General features: G+C 63.1%; 27 protein-coding genes. 19 read left to right on the top strand and 8 right to left on the bottom strand.

Going from position 1 to position 26,048, the window contains the following annotated elements; genetic code table 11:
- Positions 1-15: 15 nt before the first annotated feature.
- Both AC1DUB_RS18375 and AC1DUB_RS18370 read right to left on the bottom strand, forming a co-directional pair.
- Positions 16-1,575, bottom strand: coding sequence for a S8 family peptidase (locus AC1DUB_RS18375; RefSeq protein WP_477730729.1), 1,560 nt, complete (start codon positions 1,573-1,575; stop codon positions 16-18).
- 176 nt (positions 1,576-1,751) lie between these two features.
- The gene (locus AC1DUB_RS18370; RefSeq protein WP_477730728.1) at positions 1,752-3,005 is read right to left on the bottom strand and encodes a polyhydroxyalkanoate depolymerase; all 1,254 of its coding nucleotides are present in this window, start codon (positions 3,003-3,005) and stop codon (positions 1,752-1,754) included.
- 220 nt (positions 3,006-3,225) lie between these two features.
- Here AC1DUB_RS18370 and AC1DUB_RS18365 point away from each other — a divergent pair, with 220 nt between their 5' ends.
- Complete coding sequence (locus AC1DUB_RS18365) at positions 3,226-3,882, top strand: glutathione S-transferase family protein (protein WP_477730727.1); 657 nt, start codon at positions 3,226-3,228, stop codon at positions 3,880-3,882.
- A gap of 135 nt (positions 3,883-4,017) precedes the next feature.
- On the opposite strand, the gene AC1DUB_RS18360 is transcribed toward AC1DUB_RS18365, so the two are convergent.
- A complete protein-coding gene (locus AC1DUB_RS18360) occupies positions 4,018-4,443 on the bottom strand; it encodes a cupin domain-containing protein (protein WP_477718788.1) in 426 nt (141 codons plus the stop codon).
- Between the two features lie 100 nt (positions 4,444-4,543).
- On the opposite strand from AC1DUB_RS18360, the gene aroC reads away from it, so the two are divergent.
- Positions 4,544-5,641 (top strand): chorismate synthase, encoded by a 1,098-nt coding sequence (aroC, locus tag AC1DUB_RS18355; RefSeq protein WP_477730726.1) that lies wholly within the window; start codon positions 4,544-4,546, stop codon positions 5,639-5,641.
- 41 nt (positions 5,642-5,682) lie between these two features.
- Here aroC and AC1DUB_RS18350 read toward each other — a convergent pair whose 3' ends face one another.
- The 3 genes from AC1DUB_RS18350 to AC1DUB_RS18340 form a co-directional block, all read right to left on the bottom strand.
- Positions 5,683-6,567, bottom strand: coding sequence for a DMT family transporter (locus tag AC1DUB_RS18350; RefSeq protein WP_477730725.1), 885 nt, complete (start codon positions 6,565-6,567; stop codon positions 5,683-5,685).
- A gap of 192 nt (positions 6,568-6,759) precedes the next feature.
- The gene (locus tag AC1DUB_RS18345) at positions 6,760-7,632 is read right to left on the bottom strand and encodes a pirin family protein (protein WP_477730724.1); all 873 of its coding nucleotides are present in this window, start codon (positions 7,630-7,632) and stop codon (positions 6,760-6,762) included.
- Positions 7,629-8,015 (bottom strand): DoxX family protein, encoded by a 387-nt coding sequence (locus AC1DUB_RS18340; protein ID WP_477730723.1) that lies wholly within the window; start codon positions 8,013-8,015, stop codon positions 7,629-7,631. Before AC1DUB_RS18340 ends, AC1DUB_RS18345 begins: the two co-directional genes overlap by 4 nt.
- Positions 8,016-8,162: 147 nt before the next feature.
- Here AC1DUB_RS18340 and AC1DUB_RS18335 point away from each other — a divergent pair, with 147 nt between their 5' ends.
- The gene (locus AC1DUB_RS18335) at positions 8,163-9,116 is read left to right on the top strand and encodes a LysR family transcriptional regulator (protein ID WP_477730722.1); all 954 of its coding nucleotides are present in this window, start codon (positions 8,163-8,165) and stop codon (positions 9,114-9,116) included.
- Between the two features lie 84 nt (positions 9,117-9,200).
- On the opposite strand, the gene AC1DUB_RS18330 is transcribed toward AC1DUB_RS18335, so the two are convergent.
- Positions 9,201-9,992 (bottom strand): IclR family transcriptional regulator domain-containing protein, encoded by a 792-nt coding sequence (locus AC1DUB_RS18330; protein WP_477730721.1) that lies wholly within the window; start codon positions 9,990-9,992, stop codon positions 9,201-9,203.
- Between the two features lie 194 nt (positions 9,993-10,186).
- Here AC1DUB_RS18330 and AC1DUB_RS18325 point away from each other — a divergent pair, with 194 nt between their 5' ends.
- From AC1DUB_RS18325 to arfB, 12 genes are all read left to right on the top strand, one after another.
- Positions 10,187-11,173, top strand: a complete 987-nt coding sequence (locus AC1DUB_RS18325; RefSeq protein ID WP_477730720.1) for a shikimate dehydrogenase family protein — start codon at positions 10,187-10,189, stop codon at positions 11,171-11,173.
- 92 nt (positions 11,174-11,265) lie between these two features.
- Complete coding sequence (locus AC1DUB_RS18320; RefSeq protein ID WP_477730719.1) at positions 11,266-12,435, top strand: ABC transporter substrate-binding protein; 1,170 nt, start codon at positions 11,266-11,268, stop codon at positions 12,433-12,435.
- Between the two features lie 54 nt (positions 12,436-12,489).
- The gene (locus AC1DUB_RS18315) at positions 12,490-13,365 is read left to right on the top strand and encodes a branched-chain amino acid ABC transporter permease (protein WP_011482781.1); all 876 of its coding nucleotides are present in this window, start codon (positions 12,490-12,492) and stop codon (positions 13,363-13,365) included.
- Positions 13,362-14,384, top strand: a complete 1,023-nt coding sequence (locus AC1DUB_RS18310; protein WP_477730718.1) for a branched-chain amino acid ABC transporter permease — start codon at positions 13,362-13,364, stop codon at positions 14,382-14,384. The genes AC1DUB_RS18315 and AC1DUB_RS18310 overlap by 4 nt, the downstream gene beginning before the upstream one ends.
- A complete protein-coding gene (locus AC1DUB_RS18305) occupies positions 14,381-15,139 on the top strand; it encodes an ABC transporter ATP-binding protein (protein WP_011482783.1) in 759 nt (252 codons plus the stop codon). The genes AC1DUB_RS18310 and AC1DUB_RS18305 overlap by 4 nt, the downstream gene beginning before the upstream one ends.
- A gap of 204 nt (positions 15,140-15,343) precedes the next feature.
- On the top strand, positions 15,344-16,114 hold the full coding sequence (locus tag AC1DUB_RS18300; RefSeq protein ID WP_477730717.1) for an ABC transporter ATP-binding protein: 771 nt from the start codon (positions 15,344-15,346) through the stop codon (positions 16,112-16,114).
- A gap of 36 nt (positions 16,115-16,150) precedes the next feature.
- Positions 16,151-17,056 (top strand): VOC family protein, encoded by a 906-nt coding sequence (locus AC1DUB_RS18295; protein ID WP_477718798.1) that lies wholly within the window; start codon positions 16,151-16,153, stop codon positions 17,054-17,056.
- A 5-nt stretch (positions 17,057-17,061) separates the two neighbouring features.
- Positions 17,062-17,955, top strand: coding sequence for a sugar phosphate isomerase/epimerase family protein (locus tag AC1DUB_RS18290; RefSeq protein ID WP_477730716.1), 894 nt, complete (start codon positions 17,062-17,064; stop codon positions 17,953-17,955).
- 127 nt (positions 17,956-18,082) lie between these two features.
- Positions 18,083-19,342, top strand: coding sequence for a 3-carboxy-cis,cis-muconate cycloisomerase (gene pcaB / locus AC1DUB_RS18285; RefSeq protein WP_477730715.1), 1,260 nt, complete (start codon positions 18,083-18,085; stop codon positions 19,340-19,342).
- Between the two features lie 4 nt (positions 19,343-19,346).
- Positions 19,347-19,763 (top strand): carboxymuconolactone decarboxylase family protein, encoded by a 417-nt coding sequence (locus AC1DUB_RS18280; RefSeq protein ID WP_477730714.1) that lies wholly within the window; start codon positions 19,347-19,349, stop codon positions 19,761-19,763.
- A 14-nt stretch (positions 19,764-19,777) separates the two neighbouring features.
- Positions 19,778-20,560 carry a 3-oxoadipate enol-lactonase gene (pcaD, locus tag AC1DUB_RS18275; RefSeq protein ID WP_477730713.1) on the top strand — a complete coding sequence of 261 codons (783 nt, stop codon included), beginning with the start codon at positions 19,778-19,780 and terminating at the stop codon, positions 20,558-20,560.
- A gap of 119 nt (positions 20,561-20,679) precedes the next feature.
- Positions 20,680-21,087, top strand: coding sequence for an alternative ribosome rescue aminoacyl-tRNA hydrolase ArfB (gene arfB, locus AC1DUB_RS18270; protein WP_477730712.1), 408 nt, complete (start codon positions 20,680-20,682; stop codon positions 21,085-21,087).
- 48 nt (positions 21,088-21,135) lie between these two features.
- On the opposite strand, the gene AC1DUB_RS18265 is transcribed toward arfB, so the two are convergent.
- Entirely contained in the window at positions 21,136-22,032 is an 897-nt protein-coding gene (locus AC1DUB_RS18265) for a LysR family transcriptional regulator (RefSeq protein ID WP_477730711.1), read from the bottom strand.
- A gap of 176 nt (positions 22,033-22,208) precedes the next feature.
- Between AC1DUB_RS18265 and AC1DUB_RS18260 the strand changes: the two genes are divergently transcribed.
- The 4 genes from AC1DUB_RS18260 (at position 22,209) to AC1DUB_RS18245 (ending at position 26,024) form a co-directional block, all read left to right on the top strand.
- Positions 22,209-23,030 carry a DODA-type extradiol aromatic ring-opening family dioxygenase gene (locus tag AC1DUB_RS18260; RefSeq protein WP_477730710.1) on the top strand — a complete coding sequence of 274 codons (822 nt, stop codon included), beginning with the start codon at positions 22,209-22,211 and terminating at the stop codon, positions 23,028-23,030.
- Positions 23,031-23,065: 35 nt separating this feature from the next.
- Positions 23,066-23,752: an alpha/beta hydrolase gene (locus tag AC1DUB_RS18255; protein ID WP_477730709.1), complete on the top strand. Its 687-nt coding sequence runs from the start codon at positions 23,066-23,068 to the stop codon at positions 23,750-23,752.
- A gap of 225 nt (positions 23,753-23,977) precedes the next feature.
- Complete coding sequence (locus tag AC1DUB_RS18250; protein WP_477730708.1) at positions 23,978-25,090, top strand: mandelate racemase/muconate lactonizing enzyme family protein; 1,113 nt, start codon at positions 23,978-23,980, stop codon at positions 25,088-25,090.
- A gap of 52 nt (positions 25,091-25,142) precedes the next feature.
- Complete coding sequence (locus AC1DUB_RS18245; RefSeq protein ID WP_477730707.1) at positions 25,143-26,024, top strand: alpha/beta fold hydrolase; 882 nt, start codon at positions 25,143-25,145, stop codon at positions 26,022-26,024.
- Positions 26,025-26,048 lie beyond the last annotated feature (24 nt).

The raw sequence follows: 26,048 nt of genomic DNA, 5'->3' as shown, positions 1-26,048 counted from the left end.
CGGACGTGAGCCTGTTCAGGGTTTGCTGATGACGGTCTGGGTAACTGTGTTCTGGCTTGCGTCGTAAATTATCAGTGGGCCCGAAACGCCGGTTACGCTCATGGTGGTCGAGGGCGTGTTTTTGTTGATTGTTGCGCTGGTCAGCTTGCAACTACTGGTCTGGTTCGTCACGCAGCTGGCTGTGCCGCCCGGCGAGAAACTCCCTGACACCGTGGCGTTTGCCACGACAGCGCCGCTGCTGTTGACGTCGCGAAGGGTCACCACAGCGGACGCGCGCCAGCCGTTTCTATAGCTGACCGCGCTGTTCGTCATGAACGAGACGGCAACAGTCTGCTTGACGGGCTCCTGCGGCGCGCCCGGCGCGAGCGAATAAACCAGCAGGTTGGGCGAGCCGGACCCGATGGCCGTGAGGCGGTTGGCCGAGGCGTTGGCGGTCAGGAAGGAAACCACTGCCCCAGGCGATGCCGCGGTATTGGCTGCCAGCGCCAGCGCGGCGACCCCGGTTACATGGGGTGAAGCCATGGACGTGCCGCTGATGGTGTTGGTCGCGCTGTCGCTGGTATTCCAGGCCGAAGTGATGCCGCTGCCTGGCGCGAAAATGTCCAGGCAGGTGCCGTAGTTCGAATACGAGGCGCGCGCGTCGCCGCTCGTGGTCGCGCCCACCGTGATGGCGCTCGGCGCCCGCGCCGGGGAGTCGCTGCAGGCGTCGGCATTGCTGTTGCCGGCTGCCACCACCATGGTCACGCCTTTATTGACCGCACCCGCCACGGCAGCGTCCACCGCGGAGGATGCGCTGCCACCCAGCGACATATTGGCCACGGCGGGCCGCAGCGGGCTGTTGGCTGCAAAGTCGATGCCGGCAATCACGCCGCTCCAGCTGCCGGAACCGCTGCAATTGAGCACGCGCACCGGAATCAGCGCGACCCCCTTGGCCACGCCCCAGGTGGCACCACCCACCGTGCCGGCGACATGCGTGCCGTGGCCGTTGCAGTCGTCGGTGCCATTGCCATCGGTTATCGCGGTGTAGCCGGCGCCGACATTCACACGGCCATTGAAGTCACTGTGCGTCGCGCGAATCCCGGTGTCGATGATGAAGGCGTGCACGCCCGCGCCGGTGTAGTTGTAGTTGTAAAGGGTGTACTGGGGGTTCAGGGCGCCAACCTGGTCGATCCGGTCCAACCCCCAGGTGGCATTGAACTGCGTTTGTGTTGCTGGTAATTGGGTTTCATTCAGCGAAACCGTCTGGTCCTGCTCGATATAGTCCACGTTCGGGTTGTTGCGGATGCCCTGCAGCGCCGCGTCCGGAAGGCTGACGGCGAAGCCCTTGATTGCGCGGGTGTAGGTGTGGTGCAGTTGCCCGCCCAGCCCGCGTGCCATATTGGCGGCTTCCGCGGCGGGATTGGCCACGCTGTCCTTGAACACTACGATGTAACGCCCGGGGATCGGTTGCGACTGCGCGTAGGGATGGGTGGCCGGGGGCTGGACCGCCTGGGCGAGGGCCGCTGGTGCGCCAGCGGCGAGCGCTGTTGCGTACACGCCGAGCGCCAGGAGGCGGGCGAGGAAAGTTTTTTTCATGATGACCCCGACTGGATGCTGGGAACAATGAACGAGCGCTCATCATTCTGTGCTTGCCATGCAGATGGGTCAAGCCGCTTTGTCAGGCCGCCCTCGTTGCAGAGCTTTGGAGTCCGACGAACGGCAACAGCCTGGGCGCCCTTGATCGCCGGACCGGCCGGCCTTGCAGAGCCGCTTCAGCCCGCGCCGTTGTCACTGTTGTAAATGACGTCCCGCACCCGCGGGTAGATTTGCTGGTTCCATTTCTTGCCGCTGAAGACACCGTAATGCCCCACGCCAGTTTGTACGTGGTGAGTCTTCATGTAAGGCCGGATGCTGCTGCACAAGTCTTGCGCAGCCACGGTCTGGCCGACAGCGCAAATGTCATCCCGCTCACCTTCTACTGTCAGCAAGGCAGTGCGCCGTATGGCCTTGAGGTTGACCTTTCTGCCATGCCAGGTGAGTTCGCCCCGCGGCAGGTCATAGGTCTGAAAGACCTTGGCGACCGTCTGGAGGTAAAAGTCGGCCGGCAGGTCATTGACGGCCAGGTATTCGTCATAAAACGCGCGGATGATCTGGGCCTTGTCAAATTCGCCTTCCCGGACATGCCGGTACAGGTCTTCAAAGGACTTTTTGTGCCGCTCCAGGTTCATGCATAAAAACGCCGTGAGCTGCAAAAAACCGGGGTAGACCTGCCGCATCATGCCCTTGTGAGGCCAGGGTACGGGGCTGATCAGGTTTTTCTCAAACCATTCGATCGGCTTGCTGTTGGCCAGTTCGTTGACGCCGGTCGGGTTGATCCGGCAATCCACCGGGCCGGCCATCAGGGTCAGGCTGCTCGGCTGAGCCGGGTTGTCGTCTTCGGCCATGAGTGCGGTGGCGGCAAGGGCTGCCACGCAGGGCTGGCAGACCGCGATCATGTGCGTGCCAGGGCCCAGCACTTCCATAAATTTGATCAGGTAGCTGGTGTAGTGGTCCAGCCCGAATTCACCCTGGGACAAAGGCACATCGCGGGCGTTATGCCAGTCGGTGATGTACACGTCATGGTCGGCCAGCAGCGTGCGTGCCGTCTCACGCAGCAGCGTGGCGAAGTGGCCGGACAAAGGCGCAACCAGCAGCACGCGCGGCATGGGGGTGGCCAGTGCTTTCCTGAAATGAAGCAGGGTGCCAAAAGGCAACTCGCAGACTTTGTGTTCCGTCACGGCAACCGGTTCGCCGGCGACCTGCACCACGTCCAGGTTGTAGGCTGGCCTGCTGTGCGTCAGGCGCAGGCGTGCGAGCACTTCGCAGGCTGCGGAGAGCTTGCTGGCCGACTGGCTGATCCATGGGAGCAGGGGGGCCGGGCTGGACAGGCCGGCCTTGACCGAGCCGACCACCACTCCGGCCTGTTCGGCGAACATCCGCAGGGGGGAGGTCAGGTCAGACTGCAACTGATAGGCGTAGTAAAGCATGCTTCTTTCTTGCTGCGTCAGCGAGCGGCGGCATGAACTCTGAGCAATTTACGGGCCACTGCTTGCAGGCCGCTCACGCCGGGCATGTAAAGATTCGCCATCGGAGCGGGAAACATTCAAGTTCTGGCACAGGGCTTGCTCAGTGATCTTGCGTCAAGGGTTGTTGGCGCGGGGATGGCGTAACAGCGCTGCTTTTACCTTTGTGAAAGACGTCGGCATCATGGCTCAGGCAGTCCTTACCATCAGCAGCAAGAACTACGGCGCCTGGTCGCTGCGTGGCTGGCTGCTTGCCAGGCTGGCCGGCCTGGAGTTCGCCGAGAAGGTGATTCCGCCCGACGATGCGGACATGCGCGCCGAAATCCTGCTGTTGTCTCCCTCCATATTGGTGCCCAGCCTGGAGCACAACGGCATCAAGGTGTGGGACACGCTGGCCATTGGCGAATACCTGCACGAAGTCAATCCCAAGGCAGGCCTGTTGCCCGGTGACATGGCCGTCCGGGCGCATTGCCGCGCCATCTGCGGCGAGATGCACTCTGGTTTCAGCGTCATGCGTTCGTCCATGCCCCTGAACATCAAGGCGTTTTTCCCGAAGTTCAGGACATGGTCGCGTGCTGACGCCGATATCCGGCGCATCGTGGACATATGGACCGACTGCCTCACACGCTATGGCGGGCCTTACCTGTTTGGCAAAAAGCCCTGCATGGCTGACGCCATGTACGCGCCGGTGGTCAGCCGTTTCAGGACGTATGACATCCCCCTGGATGCCTTGTGCGTGAGCTATTGCACCAGCATATGGACGCTGCCCGCCATGCAGGAGTGGATTGCCGCCGCGCAGGAAGAACCGGATGATTTTGACGAACTGGACGCGGAGTTCTGAACTGGCATCAACTCGCAAGTGGCAGAAGTGGCAGCTCTCCAGCCAGCAGGGGCCGCGGAACCGGCTTAGCCGGGCCGCAGGCGCAGCGGCCCCCTCGGGGGGCAGAGAGCTACACGCAGTGAGCGACCGTGGGGGCTATTTCCCCCAGGGCGTAGGCGCGGGGATCTCGCACACGGGCTCCACGTCAATGCTTTTGAAGTCCGCCGGCGAAACAATTTCCAGGTATTCCATGTCGGGCGAGTAGTCAAACAGGTAGTGGCGTATACCGGGGCGCTGGTGCACGCAATCTCCGGCGGAAACCAGCGTTTCCCGGTCTTCGTACATGAATCTGGCCCAGCCCTTGAGCATGATGACGATCTGGAAATCCGCCTCATGCCGGTGCCAGCCCGTGCCTTTTTCTGGTGCCATATTGGCCTTCACCAGGTGCGCGATGACCATGCCATGGGTCGCCTCGGCAATGCCCAGGTCGCGGTAGAGGAAGAAATCACGCAATCCGTCCGGTTTGAACGGCGTGTCGCCGGGTTTGACGTGTGAGAACAGGGTGTTGGTTCGCTCAAGCATGGTGCCCTCCGGTAGTGCGCAGCCATTTGCGCCCGTGCCTTCATGCATGAAGTGTTCCCGTCGTACTCCGGCGATGGCCGACGGTTAAAATCGTGTCACTATGTCTGGCAGTACCTTTGGCAACCTCTTCGCAGTCACCAATTTCGGTGAATCCCACGGCCCGGCCATTGGCTGCGTGATTGACGGCTGCCCGCCGGGATTGGCGCTGGCTGAAGCTGATATCCAGGCCGACCTGGACCGCCGCCGCCCGGGCACCAGCCGCCACGTGACGCAGCGCAACGAACCCGATGCGGTGGAAATCCTGTCGGGCGTGTACGAGGGCAAGACCACCGGCACACCGATCTGCCTGCTGATCAAAAACACCGACCAGCGCAGCAAGGACTACGGCAACATCCTGGAAACCTTCCGGCCCGGCCATGCCGACTACAGCTACCTGCACAAATACGGGCGGCGTGACCCCCGCGGCGGCGGCCGCGCCTCGGCCCGCCTGACGGCGCCCATGGTGGCAGCCGGTGCGGTGGCCAAAAAATGGCTGGCTGAAAAATATGGCACCAGCTTTCGTGGCTGCATGACGCAGATCGGCGACATCGCGATTCCCTTTGAGTCCTGGGAGCATGTGTCCCGCAATCCATTTTTTGCACCGGTGGCTGACGTTTCCCACCTTGAAGACTATATGGATGCATTGCGCAAGGCCGGCGACTCCTGCGGCGCGCGCATCCGGGTCACGGCTTCAGGCGTTCCGGTCGGGCTGGGCGAGCCGCTGTTTGACAAGCTCGATGCCGACATTGCGTTTGCGATGATGGGCATCAATGCCGTCAAAGGCGTCGAGATCGGCGCGGGCTTTGCCAGCGTGTCCCAGCGAGGAACAACCCATGGCGATTCGCTGTCATCCGAAGGTTTCCTTTCCAACAATGCCGGTGGTGTGCTCGGCGGCATCAGCACCGGGCAGGACCTGGAAGTGTCGATCGCCATCAAGCCCACGAGCTCCATCATCACGCCGCGCCAGTCGATTGACACAGCCGGCAAGCCAGCCGAGGTGGTGACCAAGGGCCGGCATGATCCCTGCGTGGGCATTCGCGCCACGCCGATTGCCGAGGCCATGCTGGCGCTCGTCGTCATGGAGCATGCGCTGCGCCAGCGTGCGCAAAATGCCGATGTGACGGTCAGCACGCCGGACATCATGCGCGCACGCGGCTGAGGCCGCGCACAACCCGGCGATTCTCCGGCGGTTCTGCCGGCTCAGGGTTCGGCCGATGAACTCCGGAAAGGATTGAAGCCGGTGATCAGCGCCGTTGCGGCCAGCACCAGCACGCAGCCGGGGAGCATGCTGGTCGTGACCTGCTCCCCCAGGAACAGCGCGCCCCAAGTGACCCCGAACAGCGGAATCATGAAAGCCGACGACGTGGCCGCGCTGGCCGCAATTTCGCGCATCAGCCGCATGCTGATCCAGTACATGAAGCCCGAGGTGACGATGCCCAGCATGGCCACGGCCAGCATGGCGCCGGCGGTGGGATGCGCTGAAGGCGCAGTCATGCCAGCCGGGATCAGCAAAATCACGGTGGCTGCGACAAACACGCTGGCGGATGCCGGCAGCGGTGCGTAGGCCAGCGTGGCGCGTTTCATCAGGATGGCGCCCACGCCATAGCTGGCCGCGGCCGCGGTGCACGCCAGCGCGGCCAGCACGACTTGCGGCGTGACGGCCACCGGTCCCAGCTGGACCAGCAGCGCCACGCCGACAAAGCCCACGGCACAGCCCAGCAGGCGCCGTGAGGTCAGCCTTTCTTCGCCGGCAATGGCGGCCCCCAGCACGCCGAACAGCGGGGCCGTGGCATTGAGCACCGCCGAGTAGCCCGCCGGAAGGACCAGGGCGGCCCAGTTGAAAAGCACAAAGGGAGTGACCACGGTGAGCAGGCTCAGCAGCGCCAGGCGCGGCCAGGCGGCGCGGGGAGGCCAGCGGGCATGCAGGGCGCGCATGAGGACGGTCAGCACCACGGCGGCCAGGGTGCAACGCAGGCTGGCGACGACCCAGGGACCCAGGGCCGGGCTGGCAATGCGAAGCAGGGGAAATGATGCGCCCCAGAGGGCGGACAGGGCGATGAGCTGGATGAAATGTCGGGTCTGCATTGGGGTGCCCAGATTGTGTGTGATCCGGGTGAATGCTGCCGGCGATGCCGCTCCATGCCGTCCCATGCCAGTCGAGGCCCTGGTAGCAGGCGCGGATTTTTCCTGCATGTCACCGCCGGACCAGGGTCTGGATTGAATTCGTGGCCCGTGGGCACGGTCACGCCAGGGCGCCCGCTACATTCCTGGCTGGGCTCAGCGCAAGCGGCCTTCGCTGCGCAGGCGCATGCCAATCTGCTGGATGCGCGCCTCGCCTTCGCGCAGCGCTGCGTTGCTGGTGTGCACCGAGTAGTTGCCCAGCACCAGATCGTGGGGATGCTTGACGGCGGAACCCAGCACGAATTCGGTGTCAACTTCGGCGTGGAAGTCGATCGCCTCCTCCGACTCCTCGAAGACTGCGAGTTCCCCAGAGCGCAACCTCTCCGGGGCAAGCAGGCCTCCAGCGCTGACGGCTGCCCAGCCGACGGTGTGTCCTGCGGGTGGCTGATAGCGCCAGCGTTCTCCGGCCTTCAGCTGCACCGAAAGGTAGTTCATGGGGGAAGGTGCCTGGATCTCGCTGGTGGCCGTGCCGTAGCGACCCAGAAGCACCCGGGCTGGACCTTCATGCCTGATGAGGTGAGGCGCCAGATAAATGCTTTCTGCCTGCCCCAGTTCAGTTGCGGGGGGCAATGCCACCCAAAGCTGAAAACCACGGATACGACCTGAATCGCCGAATTTGCCGCCGTGCCACGCGCCGCCCCCGGCCTGCATCCATTCCACGCCACCCTGCGCCAGCACGCCGGTTTTCCCGGACGTGTCTTCGTAGTTCACGCTGCCCAGCATGATCCAGGTGAGCGTTGCAATGCCCGAATGCGGGTGCAAGCCGAAGTTACTCGCAGATGCGCCGTTCGTGTCAAAGTGATCCAGAAAGACGAAGGGCTTGAGTAACTGGCCCAGGTCTGATGGGCTCATCAAGCGCGTGACCGGCCCGTGTGGACGGCCGTGCGTGCGGTGCACGATGCGGCGTGCCGATGCTGCGGCACTTGCGGCACTGCTGGCAGGGGAAAGGGTAGGGGTCAGCGCGCTCACCTCGTTGCTCCCTCGCGCATCGCCACCCCAACGGTCGGCCGCAGGCGATAGGCGACGAAGCCGGAGAGAAGAGCCAGGACGATGGCGGGCACCGCACTGCCACCAATCACCAGCAGATGCGTTGCGATGCCGAAGACCATGGTCACGGCAAGCAGCAGGCCGCCGAGGAAGCCCGTGGCCGGTACGAGCAAAAGTATCGCGCCCGTGACCTCAACCAAGCCCGTGGCGTAGCGAAACCATTGACCGATGCCAATGAGTTCGAAGATCTGGACCATTTGCGGAACGCCCGCGAGCTTGGCAGCCCCGGCGGCGCCGAAGGCCAAGGCCAAAAGCAGGCGCAGTGCCCAGAGGATGCGATGGTTTGCAGTTGTGGATAAAGCCATGAAGGGCTCCTTTGGCATAGTAAAAAAAGTGAATCGAAGTGAAATCGAGGTGGAGTCGAATCTCCATGCCGCAAGCTTAGGCAAGACCGGATAAAACTACTAGACGGCACAATCGGAATTCACTCATCCAAAAATGGAAGTAATCAAATGCTTGATTTGAATGACGTGGCGCTGTTCGTTCAGGTGGTCCGCGCAGGCAGCTTTGCCGAGGCGGCCCGGCGCCTGGGCATGCCGCCCAACACGGCAAGCCGGCGGGTTCAGGCGCTCGAACGGCACCTGGGCGTTCGCCTCATGCAGCGCTCGACGCGCAAGCTGACGCTCACCGATGCCGGGCGTACCTTCTACGGCGGATGCGCCGGGCAGGTGGAAGCGCTGGCCCAGTCGGCTCAGGAACTTGCAGAAGGCAGCCAGTTGCCCAAGGGCACTGTTCGGGTCGCCGCGCCAGCCGATTTCTTCAGTTTTTTCCTGATGGACTGGATCGCTGAATTCCTCGCGGCCCATTCGCTGATTCGCGTTGAATTCGTGTTGAGCGATGCCCGCGCGGACTTGATTGGCGAAGGCATCGACGTGGCGTTCCGGGCGGGCAAGATACTGGAACCGAATGTGGTGGCGCGACATATCGGGACAGGCCGCGCCACGTTGGTGGCGAGTTCCGCCTACCTGGTAGCGCATGGCACCCCCGACACGCTGGAGGCCTTGTCGGCGCATGAGTGCGTCACGCTGGTGCCGCCAACAGGTCCGATCGGCCCAATTGGCTCAACCGGCCGCATCTCATGGCGCCTTGATGGCCCGCACGGAGCCGAGGAAATCGCGGTTGGAGGGCGCTTCAGCGCCAATACCGTGCAGGCCCTGCTCAAGGCCGCGCTTGCCGGCCTGGGTATTGCCCTGCTGCCCGCGGTCATCACCGCGCCACATGTTCGCGCAGGGGATCTGCAAGAATTGCTTCCGGACTACGGAGTCAATGGCATTGGGGTGTACTTTGTGTTCCTTAGCAGCAGGCAGCTGCCACGGGCTGTGAGAGCATTCATCGATTTCATGATGGCAAAAATGCTGGACCAGGGTTTGATTCAGCCTTCGGCGGGCGCCGGTAATCCGGCCTGAACAGGTAGTCTCGGCCCGTCCTGTAGTTGGCCCGGGCATCGGCTTCAGGGCTATTGGCGCGGGCTATCGGCGCGCTGATGCCGATCAGATCAGGTTGCGCATGGCCTGGGCGGTTTCGCGCAGTACCGACAGCACCCGGGCGACGGCCTCTTCGCTCGATTCGTGTCCCATGGGCATGGTCACGCTCAGGGCGCCGGCCACATCACCATGCCGGTCGCGCAGCGGCACGGCAATGCCGCGGTAATTGAGCTCCAGCTGCTGCTCGGAAAGGGACCAGCCCTGGGCGCGCACACGTGCCAGCTCGATGCGCAGGCGCTCCTTGCTGGCAATGGTGTAGGACGTGTAGGCCTTCAGTTCATGGGTGGCGAACCAGTTTTCCAGCCAGCAGGGTTCGCGCAGGGACAGCATCAGCAGGCCAGCGGCCGTGACCTGGGCTTGCACGCGCGAGCCGAGTACGTAGCCGGTGTTCATCGCGCGGCTGGTGCCATTGCGGGCGATGTACACGACCTCGTCGCCGTCCATGACGCTCACATATGCGCTCTCCTGCGTACCTGCGGTCACGCGCTGCAGGAAGGGCTGCACGATGCGCGGCAAGCGGGCCGATTCCAGGTAAGACTGCCCAAGCCTCAACACGCGCGGGGTCAGCCAGAACAGCTTTCCGTCGCTCGCTACGTAACCCAGGTATTCCAGTGTCAGCAGGTAGCGGCGGGCGGCCGTGCGTGTCATGCCGCAGCGCGCGCCAGCCTGGCTGGCGGTCAGGCGAGGGTTGGCATCGTCAAAACATTCGATGATGGACAGGCCTTTTTCGAGGCCGGCAATCCAGTCACGTTTGTCGAGCGCGGGTGTGGACGGCGCTGAGGGGGCAGGCATTGTCATGGGGCCAAGTATTGTGGGAGTGCTCAATCCATCAATATGGGGTGAAACCCTTGATTTGATCGATGATCGCTCAAAACTGATCGTTAATCGCTCAAAAGCTGAATTTAAGCTTTTAATTAAGGCTTCAACCCACTAAAGTTCAGCCGAAATCTGCTTTTAAAACCGATTATCGAACAACCCGGCGCCAATTCGACATGCATTCCACCATTCAGGGCAGCACCGATGTTTATCTGATCTCCGGCGATCCCGTGGAGCAGGTGCGTGCGCCCGAGGTGTTTAACCTGATTTTCAGGACGCTGGGCATCAACGCCGTGCTGGTGCCTGTACATGTGGCCCTCCAGGACATCGAGGCTTTTGTGCGCAACGCTTTCCTGGCCAAAAACATCAAGGGCATGCTGCTGACCATTCCGCATAAATCGCGGGTGATGGGCTTGCTCTCGCACTGCAACAACGCTGGCCGTATGGCCGGCGCGGTGAATGGCATTCGCCGCAACGCGGCAGGCGAGCTGGAAGGCGCGCTGTTCGACGGCAAGGGTTTTGTGTTGTCGCTGGACTACTTCGGGGTGGCTTATGCCGGCAAGCGCGTGTTGATTCTGGGCGCCGGTGGTGCTGCGGCTGCCATTGCCGTCTCGTTGGCGCTGGCCGGTAACCAGGCACCCGCCGTGATTGCGCTCCATGATCCGGCACCCGGCAAGGCGCAGGCCCTGGCAAGCCAGCTTGCTGCAGCGGCGCATACGCATGTGCCCACAGCCAGCAGGGTCGTTGTCGCAGCCAGCGGCGACCCGTCGGCTTATGACCTAGTGGTGAACGCGTCACCGCTGGGGCTCAAGGCCGGTGATCCCCTGCCGTGCGATGTGTCGCGGCTGGCTCCGGATGCGGCCGTGGTGGATATTTTGATGAAGAACCAGCCGACACCGCTGGTCCAGGCTGCCCGGGAACGGCATCTGGTAGCACAGCCCGGCTTTGAAATGCTGATCCAGCAAGCGCCGGATTACCTGGCGTTTTTTGGCTACGCCGAGGCGGCGCAAACCGTTCGCAATGACGCCACCTTTATTCGCGAACTCCTGTATCCGGCCGCCATGCGCGGCGAGATCCGTCGCCCAGGCAAGCTCACCCCCGCCCTCCAGTCCACCAGCGTTCCTGTCCCGGGAGTCGGGGAATCACGACTCATACCTCATTGATTCGACAGTGATTTCACAATGATTCCGTATTGATTTCATCCTGATCCCGCATTGATTTTTGTACTGACTTTCAACCCTTAGAGGAGACAACCATGAAGAAACGATTTGCTCTTAAGCTGATAGCTGCTTGCGCAATAGCCATGGCGGCTACAGCCGGATTTGCGCAGGACGTCATCAAGATTGCCAACATTGTCGAGCTGTCCGGTGGCGGCGCCACGGCGGGCACCAACTTCAAAAATGGTGTCGAACTGGCCGTCAAGGAAATCAACGCCGCGGGCGGCATCCTGGGCAAAAAAATCCAGACCATCACCACCGACACCCAGAGCAACCCCGGCGTGGCCAAGGGCCTGACGCAAAAAGCCATCGATGACAACGTGTTCGCCATTTTTGGTCCGGTGTTTTCCGGCTCCATCATGGTCAGCATGGCCGAGTCGCGCCGTGCCGAGGTGCCCAATTTCACCGGTGGCGAGGCGGCCAGCATCACCGAGCAGGGCAACCCCTATGTGTTTCGCACCAGCTTCACCCAGGCCACGGCCATGCCCAAGGTCGCCCGCTACATCAGCGACCAGGCCAAGCTCAAAAGCATTGCGATCATTTATGTGAACAACGACTTCGGCAAGGGCGGCCTGGACTCCATCAAGAAGGCGCTGGCCAATTCGTCAACCAAGATCGCGGCCGAAATTTCCACCGAGCCCGGCCAGATCGACTTTTCGGCTGCCGTGCTGCGTGCCAAGCAGAGCAACGCGGAAGGCGTGTTTGCCTACTCCAATGAAGAAGAGTCGGCGCGGCTGCTGCGCGAGTTGCGCAAGCAGGGCTGGAACAAACCCATCATTGGCGAAACCACGCTCACCGGCCAGAAGGTCATCGAGCTGGCGGGCGAGGCTGCCAACGGCGCCGTGGCCCATGTGGGCCTGACGGTTGATGCGCCGCAGCCAGCCATTCGCGCCTTCCGTGCCAAGTTTGAGAAGGAATACAAGTATGTGTCCGACCACAACGGCATGAAAGGCTACTCCGGCATCTACGTGCTGAAGTCCGCGATCGAGAAGGTCGGCAAGCTCGACCGCAAGGCGGTGGCGGCTGCCCTGCATACCCTGAAGGTGAAAGCGGCGGATCAGCCCGGTGTGCTGATGGATGTCTCGTTTGACAGCAAGGGCGACCTGGACCGCGAGAGCTTCATGATTGAAGTGAAGAACGGCAAGCAGGAGGTGGTCGCCATCCTGCCGCCGCTGGGCGCCGCGCCTGCGGCCGCACCGAAGAAATAAGCCGCCAGCACCTCCTGAAACCTCCAGCAAGCACCTTCTTATGCAAGCACTGCCATGACAGACTTCCTCCAACTCTTTTTCTCGGGCCTGGCCACCGGCAGCATCTATGCGCTGGCGGCCCTGGGTTTTACCTTGTTGTGGCAGGCCTCCGGCACGATCAACTTCGCGCAGGGCGAGTTTGTCATGCTGCCGGCCTTCATGCTGCTGGGTTTCATCTCGCTGGGCGCGCCCATGCTGGTCAGCTTTGTGCTCACGGTGCTGCTGGCCGTGCTGCTGCTCGGCTGGGTCTTCAAGCGCGGCGTGGTCGATCCGTTGTTCAAGTACGGCATGATGCCCATCGTCGTGGCCACCATCGGCCTGTCGATCGCCATGCGCAACGGCGTGCGCGCCGGCTACAGCGCCGAAGCCCATCCCTTCCCCAGCCTGTTTGCCGACAAGCTGTACAACATTGCGGGCGTCACCATCACCCTGCAGGACGTTGGCACCTTTGCCCTGGCCATGATCATCGTGCTGGCGACCCAGGCCTTCCTGGCCAGGACGGTCACGGGCCGCGCCATGCAGGCCGTGGCGCAAAACACCGAGAGCGCCAGCGTGCTCGGCATCAACGTGCCGCGCATGATCTTCTACACCTTCGCCATCAACGCCGTGCTGGCCGTGGCGGCAGCGTTGCTGGTCACGCCGACTTACCTGGCCAAGTTCGACATGGGTGAGGGCCTCGGTACCAAAGCCTTCTTTGCCGCCATCATCGGCGGCTTCAACAATTCACGCGGCGCGCTGTTGGGTGGCCTGATTGTGGGCGTGTGCGAAAACCTCGCCTCCGCCTACATCTCGCCCGCCTACAAGGACGCCGTGGCGCTGGTGATTTTCATGATCGTGATCCTGTTCAAGCCGCAAGGCCTGCTGGGCAAGAAAGAGGAGCGCAAGGTATGAAGCTCTTGAACCACAAAATAGCGACCGCCTTCACGGTGCTGGGTGCCTTGCTGGTGCTGGTCGCGCCGCAGTACCTGAAGAACTACGGCATCTACCTGCTGACCTACTGGCTGATTTTCATCATTGCCACCATGGGCCTGAACCTGACCATTGGCTATGCGGGCCAGAAGTCCCTGGGCCATGCGGCATTCTTCGGCATCGGCGCCTACACCGTGGCCATCCTGATGAAGGCCGGCTTCAGCTTCTGGCTCGGCCTGCCGGCGGCGGCGCTGATCTGCTTTGCCGTCGGGCTGATCCTGGGTTTTCCGGCGCTGCGGGTGCAGACCATCTACCTGGCCTTTGCCACGCTGGGCTTCAACACCGCCATCTGGCTGGTCATGCGCAACGAAGAGTGGCTCACCGGCGGCACCTTCGGCATCAACAACATAGCGCGTCCCGCCATCCTCGGCTACTCGCTCGAAGCCAACCGGCCGTATTACTATTTTGTGCTGGTGGTGACGCTGATCCTGTCGGGCCTGCTGTGGGGCCTGCTGCGCTCACCCTGGGGCAAAGCCTTCAGGGCCCTGCGCGACAACCCGATACGGGCCGAAAGCCTGGGGGTCGACATTCGCAACTACACGCTGCTGAGTTTCGCCATCGGTGCGGTATACGCCGGTATTGCGGGCGCGCTGTTTGCCTCGCTGGTGCAGTTCATTGAGCCCGCACCGTTCGCGGTGGGTGCTTCCATCATGATGTACCTGATGGTCGTCGTCGGCGGTGCCGGTTATTTCCTCGGCCCCATCGTCGGTGCTGCCGTCGGTGTGGTGCTGCCGGAGTGGCTGCGCGACGTACCGGGCGTGGCCAACTGGTATTTGCCCATGTTTGGCGCCGCGGTGGTGGTGCTGATGGTCTGGCTGCCCGACGGTTTGCTCAGCATTCCGGACCGCATCCGGGACCGGCGCGCCGCGCGTGATGCCTCGGCAGCCCGCAAAATTGCAGCGGGCATGGCGGCCACCAAGCGGGTGGGAGCAGCATCATGATGAGCCCTCTGCTGAAAGTCACCGACCTCAGGAAATCCTACGGCGCCATCCAGGCGGTAGGCGGTGTGTCGTTTGAAGTCATGCCGGGCGAGATCTTTGGCGTGATCGGGCCCAACGGCTCGGGCAAGACCACCATGTTCAACAGCGTGCTGGGCCAGATCAGCCCGGACACCGGCGCCATCGAGCTCAACGGCAAAAACATCACGGGTTTGTCACCGCTGGAGTTGAGCCGGCGCGGCGTGGGCCGCACCTTCCAGACCCTGCAGGTGTTTGGCAAGATGACGGTGCGCGACAACCTGATCGTGGCCGCGCAGGAGCACAAAGGCAGCATGCTCAGCCGCATGTTTGCCCCCGGCGACTCGGGGCTGGGCGCGAAGGCCGACGCGCTGATCGACCAGTTCCGCATCCGCCATGTCGCCGACAAGCCGGCCGGCACGCTGAGCTACGGTCAGCAAAAGCTGGTGGACATTGCCATGGCCTTCATGGCCGAGCCCGACCTCGTGCTGCTCGACGAGCCCTGCGCCGGTGTCAACCCCAGCCTGGTGGGCGGCATCTCGACCCTGCTCAAGGAGTTGAACCAGAACCCGAAGTTCGGGCGCAAGGGATCGTTTGTGGTGATTGAGCACAACATGGATTTCGTGATGGATTTGTGCCACCGCATCATGGTGATGGTGGAGGGGCGAGTGCTGGCGATTGGCACACCGGCTGAAATTCGGGGCAACAAAGAGGTGCTTGATGCGTATTTGGGGAATTAGCCCCCTGTCTCGGCTCACTTCGTGTAGCCGGAATCCCCCTCGGGGGACAACCGCTGCGGCCCGATGTGTTTTTGTTCCCCCCTGTCTCGGCTCACTGCGTGTAGCCGGATCCCCCCTCGAGGGGGCAACCGCTGCGGCCCGGCTAAGCCGGTTCCGCGCCGTTGCTGATAAAGAGATTGGATTGCGATTTCACGGAGTGTAGAAATGACAAGCGACATTTGTATTGAATTCGACGACGTGGTGGCCGGTTACAAGGACTTCATGATCCTGAACAACCTGTCGTTCAAGGTCAGGCGCGGCTCCATCACCTTGCTGCTGGGCCCCAATGGCGCGGGCAAGTCCACCGTGCTGAAAACCCTGTTCGGTCTGCTCAAGCCGCGCCAGGGTCGCATCCTGCTCGATGGCGTGGACATCTCCGGGGCCAGCCAGAAAGAGCTGTTGGCCAAGGGCATTGCCTTTGTACCGCAGGGGCGCAACCTGTTTGGCCAGCTCACGGTCTGGCAGAACCTGGAGCTCGGCGGCATTACCCTGGGTACCAAGACCACGCATGAGCGGATTCCCGAGGTGCTGGAGTTCTTCCCGCGCGTGAAGGAGCGCCTGCACTCCCAGGCCTCGGCCCTGTCCGGCGGCGAGCAAAAGCAGCTGGAGGTGGGCCGTGCCCTGTTGCTGCGCCCCAAGGTGCTGCTGATTGACGAGCCTTCCATCGGCTTGTCGCCGATAGTGGTGCAGGATGTGTTCAAGCTGCTGCAAAAACTGGCCTCGCAGGGAACCACGGTGCTGATGGTGGAACAAAATGTCAAGAGCGCCCTCAAAATAGCGGATGACGCGATTGCGCTGGAGTCGGGCCAGCTGGTGCTGCACAAAAAAGCTTCCGAGTTGCTGGCCGATCCGAATATCGAGCGGCTCTTTCTGGGCGGCGGGCATGTGCCTGGTGTGACGGTCGAATCCGCTTTTCCGGCAAACCAGCCGCTTTGATGTCCTGATCATTCCTGAACTCAACCGGAGAACACCATGAGTACCCACCTCCAGGCGGCAAGCACTGACCGGGAATCCATTCTTGACGCCGTCAACCCGCTCGGACTGGACGGCATTGAATTCATCGAATACACCACCGCCAAGCCGCAGGCGCTGGGGCAGGTGCTGGAAATGATGGGCTTTCGCCCCATCGCACGCCACCGTTCACGCGAGGTGCTGCTGTACCGGCAGGGCGGTATCAATGTGATCGTCAATGCCCATATTCCGGCCATGCCTGACGGCGCGGCACCGACCGACAAGCCGGTGATTGCGGCCGTGGCCGTGCGCGTGCGCGACGCCGCAGAGGCTTATCGCCGGGCGCTGGAGCGCGGCGCCTGGGCCGTGCCCTCACGCGTGGAAGTCATGGAGCTGAACATTCCCGCCATCCACGGCGTGGGCAAGAGCCGCATCTATTTTGTGGACCGCTACGACAAGTTTTCCATCTATGACGTGGACTTCGTGCCGATTCCCACGGTGGACCCGCATCCACCTGCCGTGGCCGGTCTGCATTTTTTCGGCATCGTGCAGTACATCGGCAATGACCGCACCGAAGACTGGGCGGAGTTTTATCGCGAGCTGTTCGGCTTCACCGAGTTGCCCGCCGAGGAACGCTTCGGCATCCTGCCCAAGGGGCGGATCCTGCGCAGCCCATGCCCGCCGTCATCCCGCTTTTACCTTCAGTTGATCGAGCCCGAAGCCAGCGTGCTGGATGTGGAGGGCGACGAGGGACTGCAGCGCATCGGCCTGGGCACCGCCGACGTGTTGCAGGCGGTGGCCGAGCTAGGCAAACGCGGCGTGGAATTTGTCGAGTCGCGCGGCGTTCACACCGAGGACCGCGGCGCGCTGACCAAAACCTGGCTGGGCAGTGTGAGCTTTGAGCTGGTACACGACGAGCGCGGTTGAAGATCATGAGTCACTACAGCGGAAACATAGACGATTTCGGGATGGACACCATCTCGCTGGCCGGCCCGCTCGAGGCCAAGCTGAAGGCTGTCCGGGAAGCAGGGTTCACCCAGATCATGCTGGCCGCCAGGGACCTGGTGGGCCACCCCGACGGCCTTGACGCCGCGATTGCTGCGGTGCGTACCAGCGGCCTGCGCGTGACCGGCTTTCAGGTGCTGCGCGATTTTGAGGGCCTGTCGGGCCATCTGCACGATTACAAAGTCGACATTGCCAAATCGATGCTGGAGATGTGCCACGCATTGGACTGCCGGCTGTTGCTGATCTGTTCATCCACGTCCGTGCATGCCACGGACGACACCGCGGCACTGGTCAAGGACTTGCGCAAACTGGCCATGCTGGCGATTCCCATGAATATCCGCATAGCCTATGAAGCCTTGTCGTGGGGGCGCGTCGTCAATGAATTCCCGCAGGCCTGGGACATCATTTGCGAGGCTGACATGCCCAACCTCGGCCTGGGATTTGACTCCTTCCACATGTTTGCGACCAAGACCTCGCTGGACGAACTGGACATGCTGGATCCCGACAAGATATTCCTGGTGCAGCTGGCCGACTTCATGTGGACCGAGATCAAGTCGGTCGAGGAACGCATTGCCACGGCCCGGCATTTTCGCGTGTTTCCCGGGGAAGGCGTGCACAGCGAAGCACTCGCCACGCTGGTGACCAAACTCCACGGTCTGGGTTACCGCGGTGACTACAGTTTCGAGGTCTTCAATGACGACTACCAGCAAATGCCTTTGCCCACCGTGGCCCAACGCGCCTGGCGTTCGGCCTTGTGGCTGGGCGAGGACGTCTTGCGGCGCTCCGTGCCCTTGCCCAACCAGATCCGCCTGAAGCGATGATGCGCCCACGCTTGTCACTTCGAGCCTGCGGCGGGCTGCCCCTTTCCTTCCCTATGGGGGGTATTTTTCCTTGGGGCGGCCCAGCGGAAAAGCAACCGTCATCGCCTTTTGAAAAGAAACCCATCGCATGAGCAGCATTTTTGAAGGTTTTTTATCCACGTCCGAAATCCTGGAGGCGTTCAGTGAACGCAATTTTCTGGACGCCATGTTGCGCTTTGAGGGCTCGCTGGCGCGCGCGCAGGCCAGGGTCGGGCTGATTCCCGAGGCCGTGGCCCAGTCCATCAGCGGGACTTGCAAGGTCGAGTTGTTTGATGTGGCCAAGATCGTGCGCGAAAGCGGGCGCGCCGGTAGCATTGCGATTCCGCTGGTCAAGAGCCTGAAGGAAACGGTGGGCCTCTTCAACAAGGAGGCCGCCGGTTTTGTCCACTTTGGCTCTACCTCCCAGGACGTGATCGATACCGCGCTGGCACTGGTGACGCGCAATGCGCTGAACCTGATCGAAGCCGATGTCCACAAGGCGGTGGCGGCGTTGCTGGCCCTGGCCGGGCGCCATGCCGCCGATCCTGTGCTGGCGCGCACACTGATGCAGCCGGCGTCGGTCACCAGTTTTGGCCTGAAATGTGCCGGATGGGCTGCACCGCTGGTACGCAGCCTGCAGCGCCTGCAGGCGATAGCCGGCAATGCCCTGAGCGTGCAGCTGGGCGGCGCGGTGGGCACGCTCGCCCAGATGCAGAAAGCAGGAAAGAACCTGGGGCCGCAGGTCATTGCGCACATGGCGAGCGAGCTGAAACTGAGGGCGCCTTCCTGCGCATGGCACACGCAGCGCGACGAGTGGGTCGCGCTCGGTTGCGAGTTGGGGCTGCTGGTGGGCAGTCTCGGCAAGATAGCCAAAGACATTGCCCTGATGGGCCAGTATGAAGTGGGCGAGGTGGCCGAGCCGACCGAGCCGGGGCGCGGAGGTTCGTCGGCCATGCCGCACAAGCGCAATCCGGTTGCCTGCATGGTGGCGCTGGCTGCGGCGCAGCGGGCACCGCAACGGGTGGCCGCGTTGCTGGCCGCCATGCCGCAGGAGCACGAGCGTGCCCTTGGCAATTGGCAGGCCGAGCTGGCTGAATGGCCGGGCCTGCTGATGTCGGCGCACGGTTCTGCCCGCGCGATGGCCCAGGCGCTGCCGGGCCTGCAGGTGGATACGCAGCGCATGCGGGCCAACCTGGACGCCTTGCGGGCGGTGCTGCCCGCCGAGGCTGCAGACGAGTGGTTCAGTCCCGGCCTGGCCCAGCATGCGGCGGAGCTGACGCATGCCCAGGTCCTGGCCCATACCCAGGCGCTGGCCGCGCTGAACTCCTCGAAACCAGCAGATATCCAGATACCAACAGAACGAAAGTGATGCCATGAGCACGAGTGACTCCAAGAATGATTACGACAAGGGCATGGTCAATCGCCGCAGGGTGCTGGGCGATGCCTGGGTAGACAAATCCATTGCCAACAGCAACGCCTTCAACGGAGAATTCCAGGCCCTGATCACGCGTTATGCGTGGCACGAAATCTGGGGGCGCCCCGCATTTGGTGACAAGACGCGGCGCCTCATGGTGCTGTCCACCATGATTGCGCTGAAGGCCTTTGAGGAATTCGCCATGCACGTTCGCGCCGGCCTGGACGGCCCGCCGGACTCCCGGCTGACGCCCGAAGACATCAAGGAGGTTATCCTGCAGGCGGCGATTTACTGCGGTGTGCCTGCGGCCAACCATGCGTTCGCGGTCGCCGGCGATATCCTGCGCGAAAAAGGCCTGCTGGCCGCCACACCCTGAGGACACCCCAGACAATGAAAAAAACTGTTTTGCACTGGACGAAAGAGGGCCAGGGACCGGTGGTGGTGTTGAGCCATGCCCTCGGTTGCGACATTAGCATGTGGGATGGCGTGACCGCGCTGCTGAAAAACCGCTACACGGTGCTGCGCTATGACCACCGGGGGCACGGCCAGTCGCAAGCGCCTGCCGGGCCCTACAGCATGGACCTGCTGGCAGAAGACGCCGCCGGCCTGATCCGCGAACAGGCGGCAGGCCCGGTGCATTTTGTCGGCCTGAGCATGGGCGGCATGACGGCGCAGGCGCTCGCTGCCAGCCAGCCGCAGCTGCTCAAAAGCATTGTCATCGCCAACGCGGCCAGCTGGTACGACGATGCGGCCAAGGCCTTGTGGCAGGCACGGGTCCAGACTGTGTTCGCCCAGGGCGTCGCAGCCATCGCCGACGGTGCCATGCAGCGCTGGTTCACACCGGAATTCAGGGCGGACCTTGCCGGAGGCGGCGCGCAGCGCGTGGCGGACCTGCGCCACCAGCTGGAAAAGACCGACGCCGCCGCCTATGCCGCCAGTTGCGAGGCGGTGGCATCCATTGACTTTCGTGCCAGCAATCGCCGCATCGAATGCCCGGCGCTCGTGATCGCGGGCACACGTGACGAGGCCACGCCGGTGGCCATGTCGCAGGCCATTGCGGACAGCATCCCCGGCGCGCAATTGCGTACGCTGGAGGCTGCCCACCTCAGCGCCGTGGAGCAACCCGAAGCGTTTGCCCGTTTGCTGGAAAGTTTTTTTGACGGTGTGAAGTAGCCGTCTTGCGTGATGCAGGCGTGCTGCCAGTGTGATGCCAGCGAGGCAGGCCCGATAATCACCGGATGTGGGCCCATCCAATTGCCGTTTCCAGCTTGAACCTCGCTCAGCGTTGACTTATGCCGACCCCGAAATTTCTGGTTGATGAGCGCGAGGTGGACTTCAGCGCGATCCGCGCCCAGGGCGCGGGCGGGCAAAACGTCAACAAGGTGTCCAGCGCGGTGCATTTGCGCTTTGACATTGCAGCGTCTTCACTCCCCGGTGAGGTCAAGGGCCGCCTGCTGGCGCTGAGCGACAGCCGCATCACCCAGGAGGGCGTGTTTGTCCTGAAGGCGCAGCAGCACCGCACGCAGGAGATGAACCGGAGCGACGCCTTGATGCGCTTGCAGGAAGTGGTGGACAGCGTGTCATCGCCACCCAAACCCCGACGCGCTACCAAGCCGACCTACGGCTCGAAGCAGCGGCGTCTGGCCGGTAAAAGCCAACGCTCGGAGATCAAGAACCTGCGTGGCAAGGTCAATGAATGATTGAGCCGGGAGCCCTGGCCGGCACCTGGCGCCGCCAGGCTGCCGGGTTCATTCCCAATCAGGTTTTTTGAATGCGCCCGCCAGGTACTCCACCATGCGCCGCACCTTGACGGACAGGTGCTGCCGGCTCGGGTACACCGCATGGATGGCGAGGGTGGTTGCGCGGTAGTGCGGCAGCACTTCGACCAGCCGGCCCGCCTTGAGGTCGGGTCCGACGATGAAGGTGGGTTGCAGGATCAGGCCCTGGCCCGCCAGCGCCGCGGCCAGGCAGGTGTCGCCGGAGTTGCTGCGCAGGCGTGCCTGGGTGACCACCTCGACAGGGCCCTCCGGCCCCTCGAACGCCCAGCTGTCGCCGCCTGACCAATAGCTGTAGGCGATGACCGGATGCGCGGCAATGTCTTCAATGGTGCGCAGCCGGGCTTGCCGTTTCAGGTAGGCGGGCGAGGCGCACAGCACCAGCCGGGTGCTGGCGAGCTGGCGCGAGATGAGGCTGGAGTTGGCCAGGCGGGCGATACGGATGGCCAGGTCGTAGCCGTCCTCCACGAGATCGACCTGGCGGTCGGAGAGCGTGACGTCCAGCGTCACGTCGGGGTGTCGCTGCAGAAAACCGCCCCACAGCGGCGCCAGATGCAGGTTGCCAAAACTGACCGGCGCGTTGATGCGCAGCCGGCCCACCGGCCGGGCGGTACTGGCGCTGGCGGCCTGGTTGGCTTCGGCCAGGTCATCCAGGATTTTGCGGCAGCGCTCAAAATAATCGGCCCCCGATTCGGTCAGCGACTGTTTGCGTGTGGTGCGATTCAGGAGCCGCGTGTCTAGCCGGGCCTCGAGTTCCAGCACCAGGCGCGACACCGCAGCCTTGGAGTCGCCCAGCTTCTCGGCGGCTTTGACAAAGCTGCCGTTTTGCACCACGGCAACAAAGGTTTCAATCTGGCGGAGCTGGTCCATGGTGTGCGTTTTCGCTTTTCAACGGCGAGTGAGCCGAGTGGGGGTTCAAGTAAGGTCAGAGTGTTGTTCTGACCATTTATTGTCAATTATTCAGAGTCAATGAATCAAGATTTACGATATTTATCTTTCATTTATGGATAACTACAGTATCAGTAATCTTTGGAAAGGATTTCGTCATGCGGGCATCAACACTTCCAGCCCTGTTTCTATCCCACGGCGCACCGCTGTTCGCCATTGAAGCCGGCAGCACCGGCCCCGCGCTGACACGCTGGGGCGCAGCACTGGCGCAGGCGCCTGGCGATTTGCGCGGCATCGTCATCATGTCGCCGCATTGGATGGCGCGCACCCCGGCGGTCATGGCCAACCCGGCCCCTGCCACGTGGCATGACTTTGGCGGTTTTCCGCCTGCGCTGTACGAACTGCAATACCCCGCCCCGGGCAGCCCGGCATTGGCTGCCGAGGTCCTGGAACTGCTGCTGGGCGCCGGCATGGCCGCCGACAGTGATGCGGAGCGCCCGATGGACCATGGCGCCTGGGTGCCGCTGATGCATCTCTTCCCGAAGGCGAATGTACCGGTGGTGCAAGTGGCCTTGCCGCTGGGTTACGGCCCGGTCCAGGTGCTGGCCATGGGCCGTGCGCTGCGCAGTCTCCGGGCCAAAGGTGTGCTGGTCATTGGCTCGGGCAGCATGACGCACAACCTGCGCGAGTTTTTTGGGGGTGAGCGCGAGCCGTCGCCGTATGTGGTCGAGTTCAGCCGCTGGGTGGAGTCGGCCGTCGTGCGCGGAGACAAGGCCGCACTGCTCGACTACCGCCGCCAGGCTCCGCATGCGCAACGGGCGCACCCGAGTGAAGATCATTTTTTGCCGATATTTTTTGCGCTGGGGGCCGCTGGTTGGGGCGACGAGGAAGCGGTGCAGGCCGACTACCTGAGCCGCGAGGTGATGTACGGCATCCTCGCGATGGATTCGTTTGCGCTGGCATCAGCGCAGCCTGCCTGAAGACCCGAGCCATTGTCGAAAGGAAGAATTTTTATATGACGGAAAACAACGTGAAATCCAATGAATCTGGCAGTGTTCCGCTGTCTTTTTTGAAGCGTGATGCGGCGACCGGAACCGCCAGCCCGTGGCTGCTGGTGCTGCTGCACGGCGTGGGCAGCAATGAAGAAGACCTGTTCGGCCTGGCATCCCATGTCCCGGCCAACTTTCATGTGGTCAGCCTGCGCGCACCGAATGTGGTGGGGCACGGTTCGTATGCCTGGTTTCAGTTTGGCGTTTCACCGCAGGGCCAGCGTGTCATCCATCAGGCGCAGGAGGCCGCCAGTCGCCGGCTGGTGGCCGACACCCTTGCGGGTCTGTCGCGGCAATTGGGCGTGCCGCCCGAACGCGTGATTGTGGGTGGTTTCAGCCAGGGCGGCATCATGTCGCTCTCGCTGCTGCTGACCCAGCCTCAACTCGTGCACGGCGCCATGGTGCTGCACAGCCGCCTGCTGGATGAAGTACGGCCGTTCGTGGCACCTGAGGCGCTGCTGCAGGGCAAGCAGCTATGGGTCAGCGGTGGAACCCGGGACCAGGTGCTGCCCATCGCCCATGCCCAGGCGATTCGCCATCAGGTGCAAAAGCTGCCGCTCACACTGCGCTATACCGAGTTTCCCAACGCCCACGAGATCACGCAGGACGAATTGACGGGCGCCATGCAGTGGCTGCAGCAGCTGGCGGCGTAGCGACATAGAGGCGTAGAGGCGCCAGGCAAGGCGTGGCCCCGTGCGGAGTGATCGTCAAACAGTTCGCAAATCCAGCCAGGTTCAAGCCGGCCAAGCAGTTCGGCGAATGGATGTGACCGCCGGTTGGAGCTCTCAATGGCAGCAGGCCCAAACCCCAAAAAACGAGTTGCCAAATGGCCAAGGGCAGGTCACCATATCCGCCGACAGCATTGAGGAGTTGCGGCCATGAAGATCACTCGAATCGAGCTCCACCCCATCCGTGTGCCGTTCGACATGGGGGCGGCACCGACGGCGTTTGCCGGGATGAACTGGACTTCAGTGGACTCCCTGTTCGTGCGCGTTCGCACTGATGCGGGCGTCGATGGCTGGGGCGAGGGATGGGGGCACGTTGCCTGCCCGACCACCAGCGCGGCCTTGACGACGCTCGTTGGCCCTGCGTTCATCGGGCGCGATGTTTCCGACCGGTCGCGATTGATGACGGAGATGTTCCACCGTTTCCATATCCATGGTCGAACGGGTCCGGTGGTGTACGCGCTTTCGGCCATCGAGATTGCGCTATGGGACATCGCCGGCAAGCTTGCGTCGTTGCCGATCGCATCGCTGCTGGGAGGCGCGCCGCGTGAGTTGACTGCTTACGCGAGCCTGCTGCGCTATGCGGAACCTGAGTTGGTCGCATCGGCCGTTGATCGCGCCTTGGCGCAGGGGTTTCGCCACATCAAGCTGCACGAAGTCCGCCTGGACACGGTACGCGCGGCGCGCGCCGCTTGCGGTGAATCGGTATGGCTTGCGCTCGACACCAACTGTCCGTGGAGCGTGTCCCAGTCGATCGAGCGTGCCCGCGCGCTCGAGGCATCGCGTCTGGCCTGGCTGGAAGAACCCGTGTGGCCGCCGGAGGACTACGCCGGCCTGGCGCGTGTACGCGCCGCGACGACGATTCCGATCGCCGCGGGAGAGAACGTTGCCGGTGTACACGAATTGGCCGCGATGCTGCGGGCTGGGTCGGTCGACATCTGCCAGCCCAGCGTCATCAAGTTCGGCGGCATTGAGGCGGTGGCACAGGCTGCGATCCTGGCGCGCGCGCATGGCATCGATTACGTCCCGCACTGTTTCTACTTCGGCCCGGGCTTTCTGGCGTCGCTTCACCTCGCGGCGGCCTTCGCGCCGGAGCTTGCCTTCGAGCTCTTCTTCGGCGACCTGCAAGCCAGTCCGTATCACGACGCCGTGCGCGCTCGCCAGGGCCGACTGTCCGTGCCGCCTGGGCCGGGCCTGGGGCTCGACCCGGACATGGAGATTCTGAATCGCTACCGTCTCGGTCCCCCGGTCGTGATCGAAAGCTGAGGGGTCCTGTTTCACGTCGACATCGAGGAGCAGGGCAAGGTATAAACGCTGAATGACTCTTTCGATACAGGTTCAAGTCCAAGTTCCCTCCGAAGCACAAGCGCTTTTAAAAACAGCGGTCCGCAGGGAAACGCCCTGCGGGGTGGGCAGCATGGTCTGGCATGTCTGGGGCGAGGCGGGTGGCAACCGGGCCCTGGCGCCCGTGGTGCTTCTTCATGGCGGCAGCGGCAGCTGGACGCACTGGCTGCACAACATTCTTCCCCTGGTCGAGTCGGGGCGCCGGGTCTATGTGCCGGACCTGCCCGGCTTTGGCGATTCAGCCGCACCGGCACAGGGAACGGACGCCGATGCCGTGCCCGGGCCGGTTGAGCAGGGGCTGGGGTTGCTGCTCGGTGACGAGGCCTGTGACCTGGTGGGTTTTTCTTTTGGCGGCATGGTGGCTGGATTTCTGGCGGCGCAGTTTCCGGTGCGGGCCGACCGTGTGGTGCTGGTGGGCGCACCCGGTTTGGGCATCGCACCCGTGAAGCCGATCCAGCTCAACTCCTGGCGGCACCTGACCGACCCGGCCCAGCGCGATGCCATTCACCGCGGCAATCTGGCGGCGCTGATGCTGTACCACCCGGAGGCGATCACCGAGCTGGCGCTTCGCCTGCATGTGGCCAATGTGCTGCGCGACCGGATGAAAGGGCGCAGCCTGTCGCGTACCGGCGTGCTGGCGCGTTCACTGGAGCAGGTGCGCTGCCCGGTGCATGCCATTTACGGCAGTGAAGATGCCCTGTACCGGGGCAAGCTGGATGCGTTGGCGGCGGCCGTGCGGCAAGCCCGAGATTTCCGGACCCTGACGCTCATTGATGCCGCCGGCCACTGGGTTCAGTTTGAACGGGCAGATGCCTTTAACCAGGCGCTGCTGGCGGCGCTCGGCGAGGCGCCGTAAGCGGTGGCGTGCGGCCGCGCCCGT

It is taken from the genome of Polaromonas sp. P4_F9 (assembly GCF_056401235.1).
Note: the sequence above shows the minus strand (reverse complement) of the source record. Positions and strands in the feature narration are given on the sequence as shown.

Excerpts from the sequence above, each read along its gene's own strand:
- AC1DUB_RS18310 (WP_477730718.1), top strand. The coding sequence starts at position 13,362 with ATGAAGCTCTTGAACCACAAAATAGCGACCGCCTTCACGGTGCTGGGT.
- AC1DUB_RS18320 (WP_477730719.1), top strand. The coding sequence starts at position 11,266 with ATGAAGAAACGATTTGCTCTTAAGCTGATAGCTGCTTGCGCAATAGCC.
- pcaD (WP_477730713.1), top strand. The coding sequence starts at position 19,778 with ATGAAAAAAACTGTTTTGCACTGGACGAAAGAGGGCCAGGGACCGGTG.
- AC1DUB_RS18315 (WP_011482781.1), top strand. The coding sequence starts at position 12,490 with ATGACAGACTTCCTCCAACTCTTTTTCTCGGGCCTGGCCACCGGCAGC.
- AC1DUB_RS18280 (WP_477730714.1), top strand. The coding sequence starts at position 19,347 with ATGAGCACGAGTGACTCCAAGAATGATTACGACAAGGGCATGGTCAAT.
- AC1DUB_RS18350 (WP_477730725.1), bottom strand. The coding sequence starts at position 6,567 with ATGCAGACCCGACATTTCATCCAGCTCATCGCCCTGTCCGCCCTCTGG.
- arfB (WP_477730712.1), top strand. The coding sequence starts at position 20,680 with ATGCCGACCCCGAAATTTCTGGTTGATGAGCGCGAGGTGGACTTCAGC.
- AC1DUB_RS18365 (WP_477730727.1), top strand. The coding sequence starts at position 3,226 with ATGGCTCAGGCAGTCCTTACCATCAGCAGCAAGAACTACGGCGCCTGG.
- AC1DUB_RS18265 (WP_477730711.1), bottom strand. The coding sequence starts at position 22,032 with ATGGACCAGCTCCGCCAGATTGAAACCTTTGTTGCCGTGGTGCAAAAC.
- AC1DUB_RS18245 (WP_477730707.1), top strand. The coding sequence starts at position 25,143 with ATGACTCTTTCGATACAGGTTCAAGTCCAAGTTCCCTCCGAAGCACAA.
- aroC (WP_477730726.1), top strand. The coding sequence starts at position 4,544 with ATGTCTGGCAGTACCTTTGGCAACCTCTTCGCAGTCACCAATTTCGGT.
- AC1DUB_RS18330 (WP_477730721.1), bottom strand. The coding sequence starts at position 9,992 with ATGACAATGCCTGCCCCCTCAGCGCCGTCCACACCCGCGCTCGACAAA.
- AC1DUB_RS18340 (WP_477730723.1), bottom strand. The coding sequence starts at position 8,015 with ATGGCTTTATCCACAACTGCAAACCATCGCATCCTCTGGGCACTGCGC.
- AC1DUB_RS18300 (WP_477730717.1), top strand. The coding sequence starts at position 15,344 with ATGACAAGCGACATTTGTATTGAATTCGACGACGTGGTGGCCGGTTAC.
- AC1DUB_RS18255 (WP_477730709.1), top strand. The coding sequence starts at position 23,066 with ATGACGGAAAACAACGTGAAATCCAATGAATCTGGCAGTGTTCCGCTG.
- AC1DUB_RS18375 (WP_477730729.1), bottom strand. The coding sequence starts at position 1,575 with ATGAAAAAAACTTTCCTCGCCCGCCTCCTGGCGCTCGGCGTGTACGCA.
- AC1DUB_RS18260 (WP_477730710.1), top strand. The coding sequence starts at position 22,209 with ATGCGGGCATCAACACTTCCAGCCCTGTTTCTATCCCACGGCGCACCG.
- pcaB (WP_477730715.1), top strand. The coding sequence starts at position 18,083 with ATGAGCAGCATTTTTGAAGGTTTTTTATCCACGTCCGAAATCCTGGAG.
- AC1DUB_RS18290 (WP_477730716.1), top strand. The coding sequence starts at position 17,062 with ATGAGTCACTACAGCGGAAACATAGACGATTTCGGGATGGACACCATC.
- AC1DUB_RS18360 (WP_477718788.1), bottom strand. The coding sequence starts at position 4,443 with ATGCTTGAGCGAACCAACACCCTGTTCTCACACGTCAAACCCGGCGAC.
- AC1DUB_RS18295 (WP_477718798.1), top strand. The coding sequence starts at position 16,151 with ATGAGTACCCACCTCCAGGCGGCAAGCACTGACCGGGAATCCATTCTT.
- AC1DUB_RS18370 (WP_477730728.1), bottom strand. The coding sequence starts at position 3,005 with ATGCTTTACTACGCCTATCAGTTGCAGTCTGACCTGACCTCCCCCCTG.
- AC1DUB_RS18325 (WP_477730720.1), top strand. The coding sequence starts at position 10,187 with ATGCATTCCACCATTCAGGGCAGCACCGATGTTTATCTGATCTCCGGC.
- AC1DUB_RS18305 (WP_011482783.1), top strand. The coding sequence starts at position 14,381 with ATGATGAGCCCTCTGCTGAAAGTCACCGACCTCAGGAAATCCTACGGC.
- AC1DUB_RS18335 (WP_477730722.1), top strand. The coding sequence starts at position 8,163 with ATGCTTGATTTGAATGACGTGGCGCTGTTCGTTCAGGTGGTCCGCGCA.
- AC1DUB_RS18250 (WP_477730708.1), top strand. The coding sequence starts at position 23,978 with ATGAAGATCACTCGAATCGAGCTCCACCCCATCCGTGTGCCGTTCGAC.